Here is a 22,661-nt window from a genome sequence, read left to right as displayed (position 1 = left end):
ATGGTAAATGTAGTATTGTTTTAATGAGTTGATTTCAATGGACGATCCAATTGGTAGTTTTAATACAATTAAAGGAAACTTCATTCTATATATTAAAACTAGATTTTTTTCCCGCTTCCCTTCAGTTGAAGAAGAAAGAAAGAAGCTACTTATGTCTAATGATAACGTCTATAAGGAACCATGGGTTGAAGTCGTTCAAAAATACAAATCTTCTGGTAAAACTCCAAATGATCTTGTTATTGATGATTTACCAGGTATGGACGAGAAATTAATTAATGATTTTAAAGAAATTACGTTATGCGGTCTTTTAGGGAATTTTGAACTTTATGATCATCAAATAGAGCTTTTAAAATCTTCATTAAATGGGAATAATTGTATAATAACAACAGGAACAGGATCTGGAAAGACCGAAGCTTTTCTTTTACCTATATTTGCCATGCTAATAAAAGAGTCTAAGAACTGGACAAGACCAAAACCCCCCCATCCAAATTATAAAAATTGGTGGAGCAATAAAAAATGGATTGAGGAATGCAATAATAACCAGAATAAAGTTTCAATTCGAGTGCCACAACGTGAACATGAAAATAGAGATGCAGCGTTAAGGGCACTAATAATCTATCCAATGAATGCACTTGTAGAAGATCAGCTTACAAGACTTAGGAAAGCTTTAGATTCAGATAATATTAAAAGCTTACTTGAAAAAACAAGGAATGGTAATCTATTTTATTTTGGTCGTTACAATAGCTCAACGCCTGTTCCTGGACACGAGTATAAATATACTTCAAGTGGAAAACGTACTCCTAACAAGAAAAAAATCGAACATTTACAAAAAATATTACGTGAGAATGAAAAACAATATCATGAAGCACTAAAAGCATCAAAGAAACTACATACATTTCAGTCATCTGATTACGATAAAATAAGATATTTCTGGCCAAGCTTGAACGGCGCTGAAATGAGGTCTAGATGGGATATGCAAGAGCAACCACCTGACATTTTAGTTACTAACTTTTCTATGCTTAACGTAATGATGATGCGAGAGGAAGATGAGCAAATTTTTAAAAAAACAAGAAAGTGGCTTGAAAAAGATAAAAATAATATCTTCCATTTAGTAATAGATGAACTCCACTTATATAGAGGTACATCAGGAGCAGAGATTAGCTATCTGTTGAAATTATTTTTAAGACGCTTGGATCTAAAACCTGGTCATCCGCAGTTACGAATAATTTCATCAAGTGCATCTATTGAAAGTGATGACGAAAAGAGCAGGAAGTTTTTGGATGACTTTTTTGGTAAGAACTGTGACTTCAACATAATATGTGGTGAGAAAGAGCAAGTTACTGAAATAGAAGGGGATAAGCATTTGAACCCTGTTCCTTTCACTAAACTGATTGAGTCCAATCGTTTACCAAAAGAAGACGAAATGATAGATTTTGCACTTTTTTTTGACCCTGATATTGATACTAACAACGGTTTAAATTCTCTTGTAAAAGTTATGGAATCCCCATCTCTTGAGATGAAAAAAAGATTGTCTCACTCTTGTGACCTCTCACAAAATGTTCCTGCTGTTCCTTTATTGAAGTTTGGGTATAATTTGTTTGGAGACCATAGCGAAGACGTTCTTGAAAAAGCTACACGTGGGTTGTTTGTTGCCCGTTCATTATGTAATAAATATATAAGTAATGAAAATACAGATGGAATAAGAACCAAGACTTCGAATCTTCCAACATTTAGATTTCATTGGTTTGTAAGGAATATTGATGGGCTCTGGGCATCTACTAATATTGCTAATTATGAAGATGATAGGACTGTAGGTAAACTATATCTTAAACCGCAAATAACTGATAATGACGGATTTCGAGTTTTAGCTGTTTACTATTGTGAACATTGTGGAACTTTATATTATGGTGGAAACAGACTCAAAGTTAGTGATACTGAATTTGAAATATTACCGACTGATCCCGATATTGAGGGCATTCCTGAGAAAATGTCCAATCCTTTTCTAACACAAAAAACCTATTTTGAACATATTATATTTTGGCCCACTGGAAATCAAATACTAAATGATAATGCTAAGAAAGAAAAACCTCACAGATCTAAAAATGGGAGAGTAGCTTACTCAAAATGGAAAAGAGCACATCTGAACCCTCAAACTGGTAGGGTTGTTATCGATAGAAGTACGAAGAATATAGCTTATGGAAATAATGGTTTTGTTAGCGGATATGTCTTTATGCTAGATAACCCAGAAATATCTGAGTTATTTTCAGCACTACCATCAATTTGTGCTAACTGTGGGATTGATTACAGTAAATCTAGTAGTGAAACTACTAGTCTCATGTCACCAGTTCGCTCTTTTAGGACAGGATTTGGGAAAGTCAGCCAATTACTGGCAAAAGAGATGTTCACACAGCTCCCAGAAGATTTGAGAAAGACTGTTATTTTCTCAGACAGTCGCCAGGATGCCGCAGACTTGGCTTTAGACATCGAATCAAGCCACTTCTCAGAGCTTTTTAGAGATTTATTTGTAAAACATATTAGAAATTCCACCAATTCATCTTATACTTTTTTAAATTTCATCAAAAATTTGAACAAGGATATAAGAATAGTTGACATCACTTTTGACATTCTATATTCAATGATTGAATCAGAAAAGATTGAAAATACATGTGAAATAACGGACTTTATCCGTGAGAACCATATTAAAGCTAAAGAAATATTTGAGAAATATCAAACTATAGAGATATTTGCAAATGAAAGTAATGAGGTCTATAAGGAATTATTTAAAGAAAAGGCAGAACTTGCAAAAGTTGATTTATCCACTCTTCAAAAGACATCTGAGACAAACAAAATAAAATTATCTTCTTTAATCGATAGACCACCAAATTCCAGCGAAGAGACATGTGGTGTTCTAATTCATGACATGATTCAGTTGGGTATTAACCCTGCTGGACCTACTATTAAAGATCAATACTTTAAATGGAATAATGAATGGAAACCATGGCATGAGTTATTTGATTTAAACAATCTTACCTGGAAAAAGATATATTCGCCTGATTTTACTGCTCAAAAAAATAGAATGTATCAATCCGTTAGAAGCCAAATTGCACGAATTCTATTTGATAGATTATATTTTAACTTTGAATCATCTGGATTGGGTTATCCTACAGTTGGCTTTACTGAAGAACGTTTGGATGAAATTGCTAATGAATGTGGAATTGATTCACTATCATTAGAACAAATTTGCTCATCTATTATTCGTATTTTAGGAGACCAATGGCGGCATGAAAACTCAAATCCTCAATATAGAGATTATAATATTCACAGCTTTGAATCTGGATTGCCAAAAGTAAAGCATTATGTTACTAAAGTCGTAAAAAAGTATCCTCGCTGTGTTGAAGAAAGTGTTTTTTTAGACGTTCTTTATAGAACTATTGAAGAAGCTGGACACAATAAAGCATTTTTGATTACAGGAGAACTCTGGATAAAATCAAGTGAACGAAATGATCCTGTATGGACTTGTTCCAACTGTGGAAGAATACATTTACACTTTTCAGCAGGTGTGTGCTCAAATTGTCAATCAAAACTAGCTAAAGAGCCAACGGCTAAGTGTCATGATATTTGGGCATCTAACTATCTTGCATTGCCAGCAATTCAAGGTCGTGAACCTACAAGACTCCATTGTGAAGAGCTCACAGGTCAAACGGATGATCAACATGGGAGACAAAGGCTTTTCCGTGGTTTTTTCTTGGAATCTGATAACGATGGTTATAATGAAAAAATAAATACTATTGATATGTTGAGTGTGACTACAACAATGGAAGTAGGTGTTGATATTGGAACCTTACAATCAGTTATGCTTGCCAACATGCCACCAGAAAGATTCAATTACCAACAAAGAGTGGGTAGAGCAGGAAGAAGAGAGCATCCTTTCTCAATAGCTTTGACCCTTTGTCGTGGAGGTAGAACTCATGACGATTATTATTACGAAAATCCAAAAAGAATCATAATAGACCCGCCACCAGTTCCTTTTATAACCACGGGTAAAGACCAGCTTCAAATAGTCAAAAGACTGCTATCCAAAGAATGTTTAAAAGTCGCTTTTTATGCTATAGGTATTAGGTGGTGGCATTGTCAGAATAAAGGCGACATTCATGGAGAATTTGGGTATGCATTTCTTGAAGATGCCGAAAACTCTACTCAATCAGATCTGACATGGGACAAAACTGGACCAAAAATAAGCTCCTGGCTTGATAAAAGCAATTCTATGACATTAGATATTAAAAAGTCAATAATATTAGCCCTTATAGATTCTAATGACCCTGATATTGAGAGCGAGCTATTAGATTATCTAAGTGATGATTTACCTGATTTAATCACTTCAGCTGTAAATAATCAAGAATTTACAAGTGTTTCCCTTGCAGAAAGGCTTTCAGAGGCAGGAATACTTCCCTTATATGGTCTTCCTTCAAAACAAAGGTTGCTCTATCATGGGTTTAAAAAGAAGAAAGCTAAGGTCATAGATCGAGACCTTGAAATTGCAATCAGTGATTTTGCACCGGGTGCCCAAAAAACTAAAGATAAGGCTGTTCATACTGCAATAGGCTTCACACAACCAATCAAGTACAGCCATAAAGGTGGATGGAATCTGGTGAATCCTACAGCGCCTCCTCTCCCATATAGATGGTGTTTAAGTAGATGTAAAGTGTGTGGACGAGTGGAAGTTGATAATCTACCATGCAAAGAGAAATATGTTTGTCCTTATTGTAAAGCAAATGATGAGAAGCTTGTTCAATCTATAGAAATTGCTACACCTCTTGCATTCAGAACTAATTTTTCATTAGGTAATGAAAAAAAGAAATTCACTACTAGTAGCTTCAAATTTAAATTATCGTTAGCTGACATTAGAAATCCAAGATTCAATGAAAGAAATGGCTTAAATTGTGAAACCAGCTTTGAACCCGCATGCCATACATGGTCGATAAATGATAATAATGGACTACTTTTTGAAGGAGCCACCATTACTACCAACAAAAATAGATATTCAAATGATGACCTTTCAGATACTCAAAAAATCAATGAAAGACGTTATTTAAGGTTTAACAATCAATGGATAGCAAAAGAGTATATTGACCAGGTTGCCGATGAATCAGACATTTCAAATATTAATTTTGAAAAGATTGGACTTGCTTCAAGTAAAATAACCGATGTCCTTAAAATTAGACCCAAAAAAATCATTCCTGGTATCACCTTGGACCCAGTGAAAAATATCACTGGACCAAAAGCAAACTATATGGTTTTTGGTGGTGTTAGAGCGGCACTTTACTCAGCTAGTTTTATAATAAAATCTTATCTTTCAAATTTACTGGACATAGATACAGAGGAAATAGAACTTTGTAATTTCCAGCGAGCTGAGATTGCTTCCAACATATATGTTGGGGATATTACATTGAGCGATAGGTTACAGAACGGTTCAGGCTTTGCAAGCTGGATAAATGATAATTTTGAACATATTCTAGATGATATATTGCATCCAAAGTATGCCAGTTCCTTCTCATCTCAATTATTCTCTGAAAAGCATGCTAATAGTTGTGATTCTGCATGTTATAATTGCATTATGTCATATAGGAACATGCATTACCACGGGTTGTTAGACTGGAGATTAGGTACTTCATACCTTAGGGTACTACAATCATCATCATATTCCTGTGGGCTTAAAGAAGCAGACTATCATTATCCTGAATTTACCAATATTTATGGGAATGATTGGTTAAATTTTATTTATAGGGAGGCTGAAAGTTATGCTTTTGCATTCAATGGTAATGTTGAGCTAAGAGGGAAACTTCCATGTATTTTTACAGATTCATATTCAGCATTAGTAGTTCATCCATTATGGGATGTAAATAACCCAACGGGTATTTTTAAAGAGGCAATAAATGAATTAAAAGGTGATAGGGATGAGAGTCCTAAATTCATTGATACTTTCAATTTATTACGGAGACCCAGTTGGTGTCATCGTACAAATGAAAATGGAAATATAATATAACTAGCTCTAATATGTTGATTTAAATTGCTGCATATTTCCAATAATATCGATATCAAGATAAACGGTCAACTTAGCTCCAAAGATATATTCTACACTGCTATATGTATGGCAGTGGATAAAGTCCAGTTCATTCTGTATCAAAACACTATCCTGAGATTTCTTATGAGACATCTTTAAGGTATCATCTCAGGAAACTAAGTCTTTTCCATAAATGACTTAGAGTAATTGTTGGTTCCAACTATTCTCTATCTACTAACACCGACTCTTTAGCAGCTTTGATATCTTCTTAGCATTCCTATCTCCGATAACAAGCACCCACCAATATCCAGGTACGTTCAAGTATAGTTCATCTTTAATTCCAAACGCTTCTCGCACTATCTGCCTCCATTCCTCATCTGATATCTTTTTATCAGGATCAAATAGGCCCAATCGTCTCAATATGGTTTGGTGGACTTCTTTTTCTTTAAATTGTTTTAGAATATTACCTAAATATAAAGTACCTACCTTATCACCAAAATTAGTTTCATGGACCATTGTTTCGGCACTGTTATGAACATCTAGGAGCTGATCAGTCTCGTAATTCATCTCCGTCTCAACACCTAAATGAAGCGCAATATCCTGGATATTAGACAGCTCTTCCATAAACTTGATATTATCTTCATAATTCACATAAGAGCCAGTTGAAGGTAGTCCAATGAAATGATGGAATATCGGAATTTTATTCTCTTTTTTCCTTAATACTCTACCTAGCCTCTGTACAAGCTGTAGTTTGGATTCAGTAGAGGATACATTTATCCCAACCTCTGCATCGGGTATATCAATACCTTCATCAAGCATCTTAGCTCCAATGAGTATCCCCGAAGCCGCCTTCTTGAAATATAGTATGCTTCTATTAGCATCCTTCATTCTGGAATGTGCTACATAAACATTCGAGTATTTCTTTTCTAGTTCACTGGCCACCAGATCACAAGTATTAATATCCATGACAAAAAGGATTATTTTCTTTTTTAGTTCCAGATAGTAAGAAGCAAGTTCAATTGCCTTGTTGATCTTAGGTTGTGACCTATGGATGATCCACCTTCTTTCCTGCAATTTAGCCTGCAGTGCCTTCCATTCATCTGGCAATCCTATTTTTTTATATCTAGCAATTTCAGTTAATCTTACAAAATGATATAAGTTAGTGATAGTAATCTCAGATTTACTTATCTTCCTGATAGTAGCATAATCCTTTGAAACTTGGTTGAATAATGATAATATCTGTTTTGATATTTGTTCAAAATCCTCTTCTTCTGTTACTGAAAGGTATACCACATTCAATTTCCACTCGAACTTAGGGAGTATATCGGCTTTAATTGCACTTTCAAGGTCGAACCTATAAATTATGGGACCCAGATATTTAGCCAAATAATCTAGTTTAGTTTTACCTTCAATTGTAGCTGAAAGACCCATTTTTCTGGGTGTTGGAACTTTTAAGGCGTTTCTGAAAGATTCCGCAGCAAAATGGTGTACTTCATCCACTATTAAAAGATCACATGCATAACTCTCGGGTCTTTTCATAACAAGCTGAACTGTTTGGAAATTAATATGAGCACCCTTACAGATTATACTGGATGTATAATCTAATTTCGGATCTGCCATTAACCCCATTTTCTCTATGAGTTCACGTCTCCATTGGTTCAGTATAGCTGTAGAACTTGCTATTATCCGAACAATTATTTTTCTATTCTTTTGGTTTGTGTTCACTAAATTTTCTATTGCCATGAACCCGACTACAGTCTTACCAGTTGCAGTAGCCATTTCAACTATTCCTCTTGATCGATTGTTCTTCCATGCTTTGAAAGCTTCCAGTTGATGGTCCCATGGTTTGAGAAGGAGTACAGGTATATCAATCAAACCCGATATCTCATTATAACCATAATCACTGGTGTACCTCTGCAGTTTTAAGATAATATCCTTTCTTTTTAATTGAGTGAACAGTTCTAAGTAAAATAAAGCACTCCCTGGTACAGCAATATGTTTAGCTTGCTCAATATATTCCAGCTGTACCTCATTAAGGTCAGGGTCAATTGATTTGAGCAGTTTCTTCAATAATGAGAGTGCAGGGGTGGTATAGATCGTGCCAATAGAACTAGAATCCTGGTTCATGTAAGCCTGACCCAATGCCTGATTTATTATTTGCCTGAACTCAAGGAATTCTGATTTCACGGTATAATACTCATCATAGTTGAAACTCTTGTTACTATCATTAAAGGACTCTTGTCTTAGACTAAGCATCTCGAAAAAGAGGTTTAAGAAAAAATCCTCAAGTTTTGAATATGATTGTCTATAACTTCCATTGGTCCTTTCCAAGGTAAGACATATGGATCGATCCACTTTATAAATATCATAATCCAATAGCATATCATCAGATTCGGCTAATTTTAATACATTTGAACTGGTATGATTACTGTTTATCCATTCATCAACAGGTATGCCGTCACTTATAGCTACTGTATTAATGTTATCTCTTTTATATGATGTGAAATATGAAATATCAAGTTCCTGAACCCGCGAACTTGACATTATCTCATTCATTATTTTGTTACACCTTTCAGCATCTTTTTTTTGTCCACAGTTAAGATATATCTGCTTTGCTTTTTCATAGTAGCTTATAGCTTCAGGCTTTTTTCCGGCAGTGTTCTTGTAAGCATACCCATACATCTCACAAATTAGAGGATTATTTGAATCGATCGATTCTGCAATATTACATAGATTTTTTATTTTTGTCCATTCTCTTTGTTGCTTGTATATCTCTATAGCTTCAAGATACGAGTCAAGTGATTTTTTGTAAGCACCATATTGATGATGCATCTCTGCCATCCTTCTATGCAATTCAGCATTTTTAGGATTCTGCTCAATGCTTTTCGAACATGCAATTGCGGCACTGACATATTTATCAGTGGCTTTGAATTGGTCGTATGAGAATAAAAGATGTTTCAATGACCTCTTCTTGTCATTTTGCTTTAAATAGAATAAACCAAGACCGTAATTATAATAACTCTCATGTTCATCATTTAAATGATTAAAGAAAGTATCAAGCTGCAACTCAGTTTTCTTTTTTATGATATCGGTCAATAAATCTTCAATTCTCTGAAGTATTTCCTTTTCATTGGAATAATTTACAGCATCACTTTTTTTATCAGTTGAATGACTCTTTAGTTGCTGCTGAGATCTGTATTCATTTTCATTTACCCCAGAATCACAATCACGGTTTAACTCCAATACCCCAACTCCATAATTCCATTTGAAGTTACACAATATTTTTTTAATACCAAAATAAAATTTATATGCTTATAGAATATAAACATTATGAAAATGTTTTAGGAACCTAACTGTTGTAACTTATAGCAATAACTTCAGGTTAGTTTGAATTCTTCATTTCAGTAAACTTAAATCACTTTTTTATTGCAAAATCCACAATACATGAGATCTTAAGGTGAAGTAAAAATAAGATTTTCTGGTGCACTAAATTAAAAGCTGTTACTAAAAAGATGGTCTTTGTTTCTAATGAACCTATTTCAAAACTTCTTTTTTGTTGTAGAAATAATAATTAAGATTATTTAGAACTCTATCAACCGCTATTTTTGATAGACCGAATGTGATAAATTTTATTTTATTTGCGTCTTTAAAAGGGCTCAATCAGAAAAACAGGAGTTTATTTTGATGGAATTAAGGTATAGGCCTCGATTATGCAATAGTTGGAACATTTCATAATTACATCCAAAAATACATGAGAGAACTCTTCCTCAAAGAATGTTCTGAGAGAGGTATAGACAAAAAAGATGCTGTAAACCTAACTGATAAATTGATTCGCATCGTTGATGGCAACTTTACTGAGCAATATGCCTACTGTGTCTTTGACCTTACTTCTGAAAATAGTACGTGCACTATAGAATATGAAATTGGTTTTTTCATTCTGGAAGATTTAGATGAGGTAGAAGATTTTTTTGATGCTCTGTACGATGATTCCATTGATAGTAATAGACTTATTGATAGTTATTTGAATGATTCTATGTATGGTGGCGATGCATATGATTTGTTTTTTGAGGAAATATATAAATTAAGTGATTATGCATCCGAATTTAAATCTATATTTAATGATGTTTTAAGCGATAATGGTAGAATTTTAGACCTGGGTACCTATGGAATTGAGATTATAAATGATGGTCTTTTTTTCCAAGGTACTAACTTGGAATACTTAGAAGATGTACAAAAAATCATTTATGACACTTTAGTTTCTAATAGTGATTTACTTCCGGATTCTTTTGATGCAAATGAAAAGGCAAACTTGGTCAGAAAATCTCTTTCTAATGATGACTATCAAAATTCGGCAATTTATTCGCATGAACTTGAAATATATGACATAATATGTTCAATTTCCAGGATGCTTGCAGAAATGCTTAAAATACGGGTAAAGCAGTCCGAAGTTATCACATTGTCAATGCCTATGCCACTTTCATCGGTCATTGAATTAGCCAGAGATAATAAATCAAGGAAAGAATTCATTGCTGAAACATGTAGGAATTATTTTGATTCAAATCCACAATTGGAGTGATCCAAATGGCTAGCTCAGAAACAGATGGATCAAATGTCGCCATGTTCATTGATTATGACAATATTAACATTGGGTCACATGAAGCTATCAACACATACTGTGACTTTGACATTATAGTAGATGAAGCTAAAAAATATGGCCATATTGTGTTAAGCAATCTATACTTAGATACTACACGCAAACATAATCGTAGTCTACAATACAATCTTTACTTAAAAGGTATCAAGACTGAATATGCTCCATCTTTTGAAATTCCTGGTGGAGATAAAAAAAGTCTTGCAGACCCAATGATTATTTGCGATATGTTAAAAATATTGTATGAACAGCCGCATATCAACACATTTTTTTTGGTGAGTGGAGATAAAGATTTCGTTCCTGTTGTCCGTCATATTTCCATGTATAAACTACAAAAACAAATCGTTGTAGTCGGAATTCAGGATACAACATCCCAGTTAATGATTGATGAATGTGCAAAATATGATAATGTGGAATACTTAGACTATGTAACAATGTATCGCTTAAAAGAATACTTTGCTCAATAAAAGAAGATGATTAACATGGAATTAAATAAAAAAATGTATTATTCTTGTTCGTTATGTAGTACAGAACATAAGGTAGCATGGCACAGACCAAAAAAGAAAACTTGGGAGGATCACAAACAATACATTGATTTAGATCAGACAAATTCCGAAACTCCACAATATTTTTGGTGTCTAAAGCACAATCGTCCACATTCATTGAAAAGGGAGTGCCTGACACACAAAGCTACAATTACATTAAATGGTAGTGAAGGATACAAAGATTGTACTACAAAACAATTGTCCCACAATGACGCGCTTGATAAAATCAGGAAAACCGTTACTAAAAAATCCAATCAACTGGACTGGAAAAAAGTAATGGGAAGTAACAGCCTACCATATCCATGCACAAGAGAGTCAAGATTGATATTGCCTGATATAATATATTGTCTGCATGATCCAAATACAAATTCAGCCTTCTCAATAACTAATATAATTGAATTTGAAACCAAAACAACACCCGAAACTGTAATTGACAAAGTAAAGAGATTTGACAAGTCCTTTGAAGAAATGATAATAAAGAATTACCACGGACATATACTACCCAGAATCATATTTTTGTATGATAAGGAAACAGAGGTTTCTTTAACGCAAATCCAGAACATGCTTAATAGAATCAGTTTCAAAAATTTAGAATCTGTTTGTATCGGATATTATGATATTGAGGATAATTGGTATATTAAGTATTTTATGAAGATATGATTTAACCCGAAACCCACAGTTTAAATAAGTTTATTTGGCAAGAAAATGAAAATTTGAAATATGCTAGAAGAAATTCTATTTAAAATTAGTTTAAAACCGTCAAACCTGTATAATGAGGCATTATTTATTTTTCGCCTTCCCATTATTGTCAATATTTCTTATAATATTTTGGACACTTAGAGTAATGTTTGATTTGACAAAATGAATGTAAAATATGTGAAGGATGCAAATTAAAGCTCAGTAGATGTGCTTATTTGGATAACAATTATAAAATCAGTTGTGCCTTTCGATATTATTATTTTGCATTTGATTTTTTACCTGACTTCAAAATTTTCTGAACTTAATATCTTCTCCATACTTTCTTTCAAAAAAAAAGAACCATTTTTGCGGGCGTACATCTCAAAGTCAAACAGGGGAAATATTTTTGTGCCCAACTTATGTTTTCTTTAGTAGGAACTACTCTCAAAACTCCAGATACGCTTTTTGCAACACAAAGTGAAGCATACAACATCTAACATCTACAAATTATAAGCATATAAAAAAATTTGATATAAAACTCTATACGGATTCATGTTGGACTATCTTACCAATCATGAGCGACTAAGAGTTCAATTAAATTTGCCTTTTTCTTATCTTGAACAGCAACATATTTTGTGACTTCCCTCTCTTTCTCAACATCTACATATTCTATTATTGTTCTTTCTCTTTCAACATCTCGATATTTTGTTAAAATGTGCTCATATTTCCATTCAACCGTAATCTCAGGAACTTTATTAGTGAACCATGAATATCGATTATCTAAGACAAAATAATAGTTCCCAGATTGCTTTGGAGTAAATTGGAAATTATGTGAACTAACTCTTGTAGCACTAACGTACCTTGAAGAAGAAGAGCCACTTGCCCAATTTTTAAAATTAGTTTCATCGAAAACAAAAAAATTTATATCATAGCCTGCAGTTTCAACAATTTTGCCAGTGATAGTATTTTTAACTTTGCTATCACTATCTATATATCTTTTAAAATAAAGATAGTAACCAGGTCTAACTGTTCTTTTTTCATCAACTATAGTACGCGAATCTTGTTCTAAAACTTCATAAGGTTCTTGTTCTATGTAAGTTTCGATTTTTTCTTGTGGCTCAGTACTGATATATGTTTCAGTTGTGTAGATCGGTTTTTTTACTTCGTATGTGGTTTCGAATAAAGGTACCATGGACAAAATTATAACAAGTAGAAAGAATATTGAAAAAAAAGTTTTTTTATTGTCAAAATTATTTGCTCTCTTTTTTTCGCTAAAATATTCACTATTTGTGCCAGAGTTTTCTGATTCAATGGATTCGAAGGGACTTGTATATTCATTGTCTATGCTATTAGAAGGTTTAGTTGAAGAAAAATGAGTGTTTTGTATAACACTATCTTCTATGCATAGATTTGAAACATCCTGATTATTATTGAAATTTGTTCGTTGAATTACAGAATCTTTAATGTTGATTATATTTTCTTTTTTTACAAAGCTAATTTCCTGTGCACTTTTTACAGTACTAACAACTTGATTAAGTTCTGATGAGATCTCGCTCAAGAAGCCTGATAAACCATGCTCTTTATTTGATGCTGCTTTAAAGTATACTACGCAAAGATCATCTATATTTTTTACAAAAACTGTTAATAGATAATCTACATTATCACTGATTGACTCGGCAGAATAATATACCATTATCCCATCATTGAATTCAAATTCTTCAATTTTATATAAGCGATTAGCACAAACATCGTTTAATAGTGAGATCAGGTGAGAGGTAGAAATGCCTTTAAAATAAAGATATTGTTTTAGTGATTTTCCATGTGAGTTTTTTTCAATGAAATGTTTTCGGCTTAATTGTTTCTCTTTTAGAAAAGGACAAACGCAATCAACACATTTACTTTTCATCTTTTCAACGTTCAGTTCCCACTTAGAATCTTTGTAAAGAACGGTTGCCGTGATTTTTTCATTATGAATGCATGTTAATGGTTTTAAGATAAATATAGCAGTACGTTCAGATTTTGGTGGAAGCTGACCTAACCGTTTAATTTTGACCCCCTCTAATTTAAAAAGTTCTTCCGAGTAATCCAAAATAGTTTCAACTTCAGAAATAGTAGTTACCGTATTGTTAGTGACTCTAATTCCAAATTTGATACTGTTGTCTGGCAGTATCTCATACCCTCTTTTAATATCAATATCCGCCATGGATTTCTCCAAATATATGATTAACTCTAAAATTTATTTAGGATTGATATTATTTAATTTTATTTAATAACTGTGAGGATGCATGTTAATGTAATTAGGTTTTGAAATAATATCATATCCATCTATTAACTTTATGAGAATTTTCTCGCACCCACTTTGCAGCAGCATCCTCAGGAGCCATTCCCTCTTCAATATCCATCATAACAGACTGGATATCATCCTGGGTCCAGTAGAATCTTGATATTATGTCATAGAGTTCTGGTTTATCTTCCTGGAGTCCTGCACGTGCAAGGGTTGCAACATATTCTTCCTCACCATAGACCAGTTCTGGGTCCTCAAGGTATTTCAGTTCCCAGCGGTCAAATTTCCAGTGAGGGCTCCAGCCGGTAACAACAACCCATTCATCATTGGCTACTGCGGTCCTGAGTTCTGCAGCCATGCCTGCACTGCTGCTTGCCACAAGTTCATATTCAAGATCATATACATCAATTGCATTCTCGGTTGCGGTCATAATACCGGCACCTGGTTCAATACCCACAATCCTTCCATCAAACTCATCGACTACATCGTTCATCTCTTCGATTGAATCAATAGTTACATATTGAGGTACCACAAGACCGATCTTACAGCCTTCAAGATTTGTGGATACTTCTACAAAGTTGTCACCATACTGGTCCATGTAGTGACCGTGGGTATGTGGAAGCCATGCTGAGGTGGTAAAGTCAAACTGGCCCTGTGCAAGTCCCTGATAAAGAGGTCCTGCATCCACAGCTATGATCTCTACATCATATCCTGCCTGTTCAAGTACCTGCTTCATTACATTTGTACTTGCAACTTCTCCATCCCATGTAACATATCCAATTGTAGCTGACATATCTTTTTCTTGAGCCATTAAATTTGAACTCACATCTACATCAGATACAGGCTCAAAACCCATGAAAGAAATAAAAACAATTGAAGATACCAATATAAGTCCAATTGCACCTATATAAGGAATTATTGATTTGCCTGAATCTTTTAAAGACAAACCTCTTTTTGAAGAGTAATTTGCATATTCTTTTTGGGAAGAAAGTGCATTTATATTATCTTCATTTTTTACTGGTTTATCCATATGTAGACTAATATCTTCCATTCCAGAAAAATTGGATTTACTTGGAAGGCCTGTAAAAGAACTGCTTTGAATTATGCTCTCTTCGACATTAATATTCTTTTTATTGTCGCGGGTTTCAAAATTACTCCTTTGAACAACAGAATCTATAATGTTTATTACCTGTTCGTTCTTAATATGGCCAATCTCTTTTGCAGAATTTTGTGTAGATATTAAATGTTGTATTTCTGTGATAATCTCATTAACAAATCCATGCAATCCATGCTCTTTATCTGAAACTGCCCTTAACATTACCTGAGTAATACCCGAATTTTCTTTAATCAAAACAGTAAGCAGATAAGTTGCTTTCTCACCAATGGACTCGCTAGATAAATATAAGATTTTTCCGTCTTCTATATTGCGCTCTGCAACCTGGTATAACCGATTATTACATGTTTCCATGAACATAGATCTAATCTTATCTATACCAATCCCATCAATGTTCAATCCTTTATCAACCGAAGTTCCTGTAGAAAATATTTCTAGGAATTTAGAAGTTGACATTGGTTTTGCTCGTAAGAATGGGCATACACAATGAATTTCTTTAGGTTCCATCGTCAAGATATGCTTTTTCCATTCTTGATCACGATATGTAATGGTGGCTTCAATATATTCTTTATGAACACATCCAATTGGTTTCAGAATAAATTCGAGTGTTCTAGGAACAGTTGGGGGAATACTATCAACACTCTGAAATCGTTCACCTATGAGCTGAAATAAAGAGTCGTTATAGTCAAGTAGTACTTGCACTTTATTAATAACTGAATTAGTGTTGTTAGTTATACGAATACCTAACCTTAAACTATTATCAGTTAAAATCTCATAACCTCTTTTAATGTCAATATCTGTCATTTTGTTTCTAAAAGTAGATAGTTTCAGACTATAAGTATATTTTGGAATAGTTCGATTTCCTTAAATTTAAAAAAGAACTACTCTATCAGTAATCCAAGCTCTAAGTATAGATACGTACAGATAAATATTGACTAGTTAAGTAAAGTGAAAGACAGAAGAGTTTACAGCAAAATGGTGACACAATCTATGTATTTATTAAAATGATAATTCGTCATCACTTTATAACTTATTATGTCCTGTTGCTTAAAGGGTTATTTTCATTTGCATCTTTAATCATATCAATCTAGTTTAAGCCTTCACTACAATTTAATTTATTTTTATATATAAGGAATAATAAATGATACTGATAAATGAATCAAAATCTTAATTTCTTTGAGTTAAAAAATAAAACAATTTAATTATATAAATATTTTTAGAGTGTTCTCCCACATTGGCTACAAAATCTTGCATCTGAAGATATTCTTGTACCACATTCATAGCATTTTTTAGAAATTATATACTTATCATTGCTATTTGCAGCAGACATCATTGCAGCATCGAGTTCCTGGCGCCTGTATGAATTCATGCGTTCACGGTCTTCTACCTCTTTCATAAACTCGATTTTATTCTCTCTAGCTAAGACTTCACTCTGTTTTACTTTAGCAATTGCTTCGATTTGTTCTGCTGTCATTCTACTTAACTCTCTACCCTCACTAACAGTCTTAGCTACTTCGGGACCACCGGCTTCAGCGAGTTTACTCAAATACTCAAGATCTCTACCATGCTCACGGTCTCTCATATCTTGATCGACTTCAAGTTCTGTCCTTTTACCTCGAGTTTTTGCAAGTTTTAGCTCCTCTTTTAATGCGATAGCTTCTCTTGCTTGTTGTATATCAGCTTCGAACTGCATTTTCTCAATACCTACTTGAGATCTAACATCTTTATATTTCTGATCACGTACAAAATTGTTTTTTTCACTAGAAAGTGCTTGGTCAGCTCGAATCCGAGCTACATTCAGCCTTCCAGTTCTTTCAGCTTCACCCTCGACAGCAAGAGTCTCAAGTTCATCAATTTCTTCTTTTACTTGAAACTCTTGGTTTGCATGCATGATATCTTCATAGGTACCAAGGTCCCATTGTAGATTATATTTGAGAAGCTCAAGACCCCATAGAGATAGAGTTGATTTAAGTTTTACTTCAAGCTCGCTCTCCATCTTTACTTGTATGTCTTTATTACCATAAAGTTCCTGGGCATTTAAGGCTCTCACTTCAGGTTCAAGTACATGTGAAAGCAATTCACTTTCGAAGACAGTATAGATATCTTTAGTTGATAATGATTTTCCATTATCACTTTCAGCAACCATATGACCATAAAGCATCTTGAAAGTTTTTGTAGGATCTATTATCCTGAGCCTTAGTATACCTTTACAGTTGACCTTATGAGAATCTGCAGTCCATAACTCTTCTTTTTCCCATGAGATATCTTTTGGACTAATGTCTAATAACACAATATCAATATCTTTTCCAATTGACCTAAAGTTGAGCAAGCCACCAATACTTAGCTTACCATCAGTGATTGTCTCCTGTACTACTCCATTTTTGACAAGAACAGCTCTTTCATTTGGTGACAGTATAATCTGTTTATTGAAAATCCCTTTAACTATTTTTTTAGGAATAAGTCTCGCGACTTCATCCTTGTCACGTTGCCATTTGAATGTCATTATTAACAATACCACCTTAAAATGAATATACTTGATATAATTATTTAGTAAGTATTATATATAATGTTTTCCATTGTATACAGTAGGTACAAAAATTTAAATGTGAGAAATATGGGTAGATCATATCCAGTTAGTGCAAGAGTCTCAGAAGATAGTAAGGATTATCTTGATAAATTAGTGGAAATGGGAATAGCTATCAACCGTTCAGAGGCTCTAAAAATTTGCATAAGATATGCAAAACAGAACAAAATGGAGGATGAGATGTAATGAATATTAAGAACCCTTTCAAAAAAGAAGTGTCTCCTGATGAACTTAAAACAAAATTAGCAGTTTCTGAGCAAAGACTTACCACAAGAGAAAAGGAACTTAAATCCAAACAAAAAAAAGCGCGTGAAGAAGCAAAAGAAGCTTTAGCTAGCGGTAATGACCGAGAGTACAGGGTTGCGTCAAGGAGATATTCTTTGGTGGAAGGACAAGTTAATACCATAAGCAGCATGGTTGAAATGGCTCAGTCTATGAAAGATGTTATAGAAATGCAAATGGGCCTTAAAGAAGTGGTATCTATCGGAGAAGATCTAGGTCATTGGCAAAAACAACTTGGATTTGATACAGATAAGCTTGAAAGCGCTGTTACTAACATCCGTATGTCGATGGATAAAGTTAATACTGCAAGTACAATGATGACAACTACAATGGATGCAGCTATGGGAGGTAGTGAAGAACTCAATGACATGCAGGATTCTTTAAGGTCTGAACTTTTGGCAGAGCTTAGTAGCGAAACTTCTGAGCAGGATGAACTAGCAAAAAAGATCAATTCTGAGATTGAAAAAAATGAGTAATCCTGATTTAATGTAAATTAATGAGTATAAGTAAGGAACCGTATGTGGGGTACTCAATTGACATCTGCTATAAAATTAGCTGCTCAAGCGCGGGGCTATTCAAAAGCTGCAAAAGATTTTGAAGATAAGGGACAGTTTGTAAAAGCTAGAGAACTGTACCTTAAGTCTTCTAAACTGTACAATGAAGCATCCAGCATAAATACTGATAGAACCGAACGTAACACTCAGCGTGACATTGCACAACACCTATTTTCAAAAGCACAGTCACTTAAGAGCAATTCACCCAATTCAACTAAGGTTGAGACTGAAAATCATAATTTCAACGATCAACAAGATGAAGAGTCTATATCAAAAAGCGATTTTGTTTTAAAAGAAATACCAAAAATAGGTTTTGATGACATTGGTGGATTAAATGATGTAAAAGAAGATATTCGTAAAGCTATGATATATCCATTTACACATAAAGAACTATACCAGCACTATGGCCAAAAAGCAGGAGAAGGTATACTTCTATATGGACCCCCTGGTTGTGGCAAGACCCTTATGGCAAAAGCAGCTGCTAAAGAATGTGATGCTGAGTTCATTAATGTAAAGACCAGCAATATAGTTAGTAAATGGGTAGGATCATCTGAAAAAAATATTAAACAGATATTTGAGACTGCCAGGAAATCGAAAAAGGCTATAATTTTCTTTGACGAGATTGATTCTATTGCTGGGAAAAGAAGTGATAGTAAAGACTATTCTAAAAGAATGGTCAACGAGTTGCTAGCACAAATGGACGGTGTCGAGCAAATTGACAGTGATATTCTTGTCCTTGCAGCTACAAATGAACCGTGGAATATTGATCCCGCGCTAAGAAGACCTGGTAGGTTTAGTAAACTTCTTTTCATACCTGAACCCGACCATGATGCAAGATTAGCTATTTTTAATATATATCTTGAGTCAAGACCGATCGACCCACATTTATGCCTGGATGAGCTAGCAGCAAACACTGAGGGATATTCTGGTGCTGATATTTCATCAATTTGTAAGGAAGCAGCGGATATACCACTAAATGAAGCATTAAAAGGTGGACTTATACGCAATATTGAGCTCAGAGATTTTACTACAGTCATTCTGCGTAGAAGTCCCTCAATAAAAAGTTGGTATATTGGAGCTCAAAGGTCAATAAAAAATAGCGGCGAAGAAAGCATTTTTAAAGACATACTTGAACGTGTAGCTTAATATCAAACATAATAAAAATAAGATAGGGTAGGTCTGGCCTATGAAAAAAAATGTTCCTAGCGAGCTTCTACAAATTCAAAAAAATAATACTCAGATTGCGTTTAATTCACTAAAAGGAGCACATAAAACTGTAGAACGGCTGATCCAGAGAACGTATCATAATAAGGATATAGAAACCAGCTGCAAACTAAGGGATATCAGGGCTCTTATCTCTCAGCTAATATTAGATATGGATTCTGCTAATACATACAAATTTGGATCAGATGATGGTGATCTTGACCAGTTTTATGAGAGAGAACACGAACTTGTAGATGTTTCGTCAAGACTTGCTAAAACTATGGAGATGCTTACCAGGGATATTGATGCATTTTCAATAGAGCAGGACCTATTTGATTTTGAAAAAACTATAAAAAATCGAATTAAGATTGAGCAGATAGTTGTTGATAATTTTAATTGCAAAGCCAATTTAAACCTTAGTAATGAAGATCATAATATTAATTGTTCTGTGATTGACAATAGTACTTTTACTAATAATTTCTCTACTACTACTACTACTGACACAAATATGGACCACAAAAATATTGAAGAAAAATTTACCCCTCAAACGTTATCTAAATTAAATACTTATATTAATTGCCTTGAATGTAAATACTCAGATCATCAGCCAGAGATGACACCCAATGGTGATTATGTTGGTTCAAACAAATGGATAGTTGACGTATCCTCAGAAAGTATTACTGGAAAGATAAAAGATGGGATTTTGAATATAAAACTTAAGTTGAATACTGTATGGTACCCTATAAATGATCTAACTCAAATAATTAAATACGTACAATCAATTTCTAGTTCGGTTCCCAAGAATCAATATTTAACATTATGTCTTATCAATTCTAGCTGGAATAAAGATATTACGATTTGGGCTAGAGAATATATGCATCCTCGCTTAATTCTATTGTTATATGAACTTGACCACGATGTTATTGTATTCAATCAAAATGTGAACTGCAGTACTTATTTTTCTTTCTGGCATAACAAGATTGATAATATATATTCTTTAGATGAAATTATCAATACATTTTTAGGCCAAAATGAAAAGTTTACTGTGAATGACCTTTCCAAGGAAACTGGACTGAATTTAAAATCTTCAAAAGACCTGATTGATAGACTACTAAATGAAAATAGGATAATTGAACTTGGTTTTGGAAGTTCTATGTATATTACTAACAAATTTAAAATTTAGAAGTAAACATGAGTTCAACGACAAAAAAAGGTGTATTTGATGAAGAATGAGTTAGGGAAAACGGTACCCAAAAGTGTCGTGGAAGAAGCTAAAGAGCGGGGTTGCCATCAAGGAGTGAAATATGTTTATAAGGATGGGGAATATGGAAATAAAAAACCTGCTGCCAGTATAGGTGGAAAGAAAGCAACCAGGTTTGGTAACATGAATAGTGCTGAGAAACATAAAGTTTCACTTGGAGATGGATGGGTTGCATTTGAGTCTCCTACAGGTTCCAAATCATCTAAATTTAATAATTTAGATAAAAGCTTTAAAAACAACCTCAATATTAATACTCATAAAACAGAAACTTATACAAATTTTCCCATTAATATCAAAAGAGAAACAGAATTCTATCAAGGTTACATTAGGTTCAAGATTTCGGTCAGTAATGAAAGCCAATATGTAATTAGTGACGTTTCTCTAGACTTCATTTATGATGAAGCTTTATTGCATATAGTTGAAAATGAAAAAATTTCTAAAAAAAATGGTAAATTTATCTTGGATACTATTCCTGGTGGTAAATCGAAGACATTAACGATTCTATTTGAACCTCTCACTTGCTCTAAAGCTACTGATATTAAATGCATTGTTCTATATCAAAATTATATGGGGAACATGCAGTCCACATGGATGGAGCCAAAAGAGATAAGAGTTATTTGTCCTATCATGAAGACTGATCAGGACATCAATATTGGGAGACTTAAAGAATTTATTGAAAAGCTTCCAAGTAGAGATAACCGTATTTATGAGATAAGTGATGGGTTTGATATCAACAATATTACTCATCTGAGTCATAAAGTTCTCCAAAAACATGATATTAAGCATGTGAGCACATTAAGTTCAAGAGATAAAAGAAGATCTGAGATATGGTATTACGGTAAGACTAAGGTAAACAACAACGATATTATTATCAAAATTTCTATTTTCTCTGGAAATAATAGAATTGAATTATTTGCAGCGACTAATAATGCTGACTCTTTAACTGGTCTACTTGCTGAAATTGGAAGAGAGTTAAAGCAAACTTTGGAATCAATCTCAAAAAATAAGATTGTTAATGTATATGTCAAAGATTCTGTTGTACAACATACTAATTTGTTAGATATGTGCGATGTTAATGGTAATTGTGATGTGAATGTAGTCATTGAAGATAGCATAGTTCAAAGAAGTAATTTAGTATCAGCTAACAATAGTAATTATAAAGAAGAAGTGAATGAAAATTGCAATCCAAATTGTCCATGTTGGGGTAAAAACATCACACATCCAAGAAGGTGTCCAATTTGTAATCATATATTTAAAGGGAATGGTTGGGATGGAATAGATGCACACTATAAAGCAAAACATGAAAAAGATACTGGAGTTCCTTATCATGTTTGGTGGAGCCAAATATGCACAGACCATAAAAGTCGATAAAAAGTTACAACAAAAAAGTCATTAATCTTTAAGGCACAAGAATATATTTTTTAAGGGCTTTGGCAGATTATTT

14 protein-coding genes are annotated in these 22,661 nt (G+C 33.6%); 9 read left to right on the top strand and 5 right to left on the bottom strand.

Annotation, left to right across the window (positions count from 1 at the left end):
- Positions 1-37: 37 nt before the first annotated feature.
- Positions 38-6,043: a DEAD/DEAH box helicase gene (locus tag MZHIL_RS06535; protein ID WP_013898583.1), complete on the top strand. Its 6,006-nt coding sequence runs from the start codon at positions 38-40 to the stop codon at positions 6,041-6,043.
- Positions 6,044-6,049: 6 nt separating this feature from the next.
- Here the strand turns inward: MZHIL_RS06535 and MZHIL_RS10630 are convergent, their stop codons facing one another.
- Complete coding sequence (locus MZHIL_RS10630; protein ID WP_172633395.1) at positions 6,050-6,214, bottom strand: hypothetical protein; 165 nt, start codon at positions 6,212-6,214, stop codon at positions 6,050-6,052.
- Positions 6,215-6,295: 81 nt separating this feature from the next.
- The gene (locus MZHIL_RS06530; RefSeq protein ID WP_013898582.1) at positions 6,296-9,304 is read right to left on the bottom strand and encodes a DEAD/DEAH box helicase family protein; all 3,009 of its coding nucleotides are present in this window, start codon (positions 9,302-9,304) and stop codon (positions 6,296-6,298) included.
- A 508-nt stretch (positions 9,305-9,812) separates the two neighbouring features.
- Between MZHIL_RS06530 and MZHIL_RS06525 the strand changes: the two genes are divergently transcribed.
- The 3 genes from MZHIL_RS06525 to MZHIL_RS06515 are packed head-to-tail and all read left to right on the top strand — an operon-like array spanning position 9,813 to position 11,917.
- Positions 9,813-10,637 (top strand): hypothetical protein, encoded by an 825-nt coding sequence (locus MZHIL_RS06525; RefSeq protein WP_013898581.1) that lies wholly within the window; start codon positions 9,813-9,815, stop codon positions 10,635-10,637.
- 5 nt (positions 10,638-10,642) lie between these two features.
- The gene (locus tag MZHIL_RS06520; protein WP_013898580.1) at positions 10,643-11,179 is read left to right on the top strand and encodes an NYN domain-containing protein; all 537 of its coding nucleotides are present in this window, start codon (positions 10,643-10,645) and stop codon (positions 11,177-11,179) included.
- Positions 11,180-11,194: 15 nt separating this feature from the next.
- Positions 11,195-11,917: a hypothetical protein gene (locus MZHIL_RS06515; RefSeq protein WP_013898579.1), complete on the top strand. Its 723-nt coding sequence runs from the start codon at positions 11,195-11,197 to the stop codon at positions 11,915-11,917.
- 583 nt (positions 11,918-12,500) lie between these two features.
- Here the strand turns inward: MZHIL_RS06515 and MZHIL_RS06510 are convergent.
- The 3 genes from MZHIL_RS06510 to MZHIL_RS06500 all read right to left on the bottom strand — a co-directional run bounded on the left by MZHIL_RS06510 (position 12,501) and on the right by MZHIL_RS06500 (position 17,836).
- Positions 12,501-14,138, bottom strand: a complete 1,638-nt coding sequence (locus MZHIL_RS06510; protein ID WP_013898578.1) for an emp24/gp25L/p24 family protein — start codon at positions 14,136-14,138, stop codon at positions 12,501-12,503.
- Positions 14,139-14,250: 112 nt separating this feature from the next.
- On the bottom strand, positions 14,251-15,789 hold the full coding sequence (locus MZHIL_RS10760; RefSeq protein ID WP_245527528.1) for a glycine betaine ABC transporter substrate-binding protein: 1,539 nt from the start codon (positions 15,787-15,789) through the stop codon (positions 14,251-14,253).
- 760 nt (positions 15,790-16,549) lie between these two features.
- On the bottom strand, positions 16,550-17,836 hold the full coding sequence (locus MZHIL_RS06500; protein WP_013898576.1) for an SPFH domain-containing protein: 1,287 nt from the start codon (positions 17,834-17,836) through the stop codon (positions 16,550-16,552).
- Between the two features lie 111 nt (positions 17,837-17,947).
- Here MZHIL_RS06500 and MZHIL_RS10550 point away from each other — a divergent pair, with 111 nt between their 5' ends.
- The 5 genes from MZHIL_RS10550 to MZHIL_RS06480 are packed head-to-tail and all read left to right on the top strand — an operon-like array spanning position 17,948 to position 22,588.
- Positions 17,948-18,103: a ribbon-helix-helix protein, CopG family gene (locus tag MZHIL_RS10550; RefSeq protein ID WP_172633394.1), complete on the top strand. Its 156-nt coding sequence runs from the start codon at positions 17,948-17,950 to the stop codon at positions 18,101-18,103.
- Positions 18,103-18,675, top strand: a complete 573-nt coding sequence (locus MZHIL_RS06495) for a hypothetical protein (protein ID WP_013898574.1) — start codon at positions 18,103-18,105, stop codon at positions 18,673-18,675. Before MZHIL_RS10550 ends, MZHIL_RS06495 begins: the two co-directional genes overlap by 1 nt.
- Before the next feature lie 57 nt (positions 18,676-18,732).
- Complete coding sequence (locus MZHIL_RS06490) at positions 18,733-19,899, top strand: ATP-binding protein (protein WP_172633393.1); 1,167 nt, start codon at positions 18,733-18,735, stop codon at positions 19,897-19,899.
- 40 nt (positions 19,900-19,939) lie between these two features.
- On the top strand, positions 19,940-21,139 hold the full coding sequence (locus tag MZHIL_RS06485; RefSeq protein WP_013898572.1) for a hypothetical protein: 1,200 nt from the start codon (positions 19,940-19,942) through the stop codon (positions 21,137-21,139).
- 39 nt (positions 21,140-21,178) lie between these two features.
- Complete coding sequence (locus tag MZHIL_RS06480) at positions 21,179-22,588, top strand: hypothetical protein (protein WP_013898571.1); 1,410 nt, start codon at positions 21,179-21,181, stop codon at positions 22,586-22,588.
- Positions 22,589-22,661: the final 73 nt, after the last annotated feature.

Origin of the sequence: Methanosalsum zhilinae DSM 4017, from assembly GCF_000217995.1 — an archaeon.
Taxonomy (GTDB): Archaea; Halobacteriota; Methanosarcinia; order Methanosarcinales; family Methanosarcinaceae; genus Methanosalsum; species Methanosalsum zhilinae.
This window is presented reverse-complemented; position numbering and strand designations above follow the sequence as displayed.

What these genes read in the sequence shown, in the direction of transcription:
- MZHIL_RS06535 (WP_013898583.1), top strand. Translation starts at nt 38, where the DNA reads ATGGACGATCCAATTGGTAGTTTTAATACAATTAAAGGAAACTTCATT.
- MZHIL_RS10630 (WP_172633395.1), bottom strand. Translation starts at nt 6,214, where the DNA reads ATGTCTCATAAGAAATCTCAGGATAGTGTTTTGATACAGAATGAACTG.
- MZHIL_RS06525 (WP_013898581.1), top strand. Translation starts at nt 9,813, where the DNA reads ATGAGAGAACTCTTCCTCAAAGAATGTTCTGAGAGAGGTATAGACAAA.
- MZHIL_RS06520 (WP_013898580.1), top strand. Translation starts at nt 10,643, where the DNA reads ATGGCTAGCTCAGAAACAGATGGATCAAATGTCGCCATGTTCATTGAT.
- MZHIL_RS06515 (WP_013898579.1), top strand. Translation starts at nt 11,195, where the DNA reads ATGGAATTAAATAAAAAAATGTATTATTCTTGTTCGTTATGTAGTACA.
- MZHIL_RS06510 (WP_013898578.1), bottom strand. Translation starts at nt 14,138, where the DNA reads ATGGCGGATATTGATATTAAAAGAGGGTATGAGATACTGCCAGACAAC.
- MZHIL_RS10760 (WP_245527528.1), bottom strand. Translation starts at nt 15,789, where the DNA reads ATGTCAACTTCTAAATTCCTAGAAATATTTTCTACAGGAACTTCGGTT.
- MZHIL_RS06500 (WP_013898576.1), bottom strand. Translation starts at nt 17,836, where the DNA reads ATGACATTCAAATGGCAACGTGACAAGGATGAAGTCGCGAGACTTATT.
- MZHIL_RS10550 (WP_172633394.1), top strand. Translation starts at nt 17,948, where the DNA reads ATGGGTAGATCATATCCAGTTAGTGCAAGAGTCTCAGAAGATAGTAAG.
- MZHIL_RS06495 (WP_013898574.1), top strand. Translation starts at nt 18,103, where the DNA reads ATGAATATTAAGAACCCTTTCAAAAAAGAAGTGTCTCCTGATGAACTT.
- MZHIL_RS06485 (WP_013898572.1), top strand. Translation starts at nt 19,940, where the DNA reads ATGAAAAAAAATGTTCCTAGCGAGCTTCTACAAATTCAAAAAAATAAT.
- MZHIL_RS06480 (WP_013898571.1), top strand. Translation starts at nt 21,179, where the DNA reads ATGAAGAATGAGTTAGGGAAAACGGTACCCAAAAGTGTCGTGGAAGAA.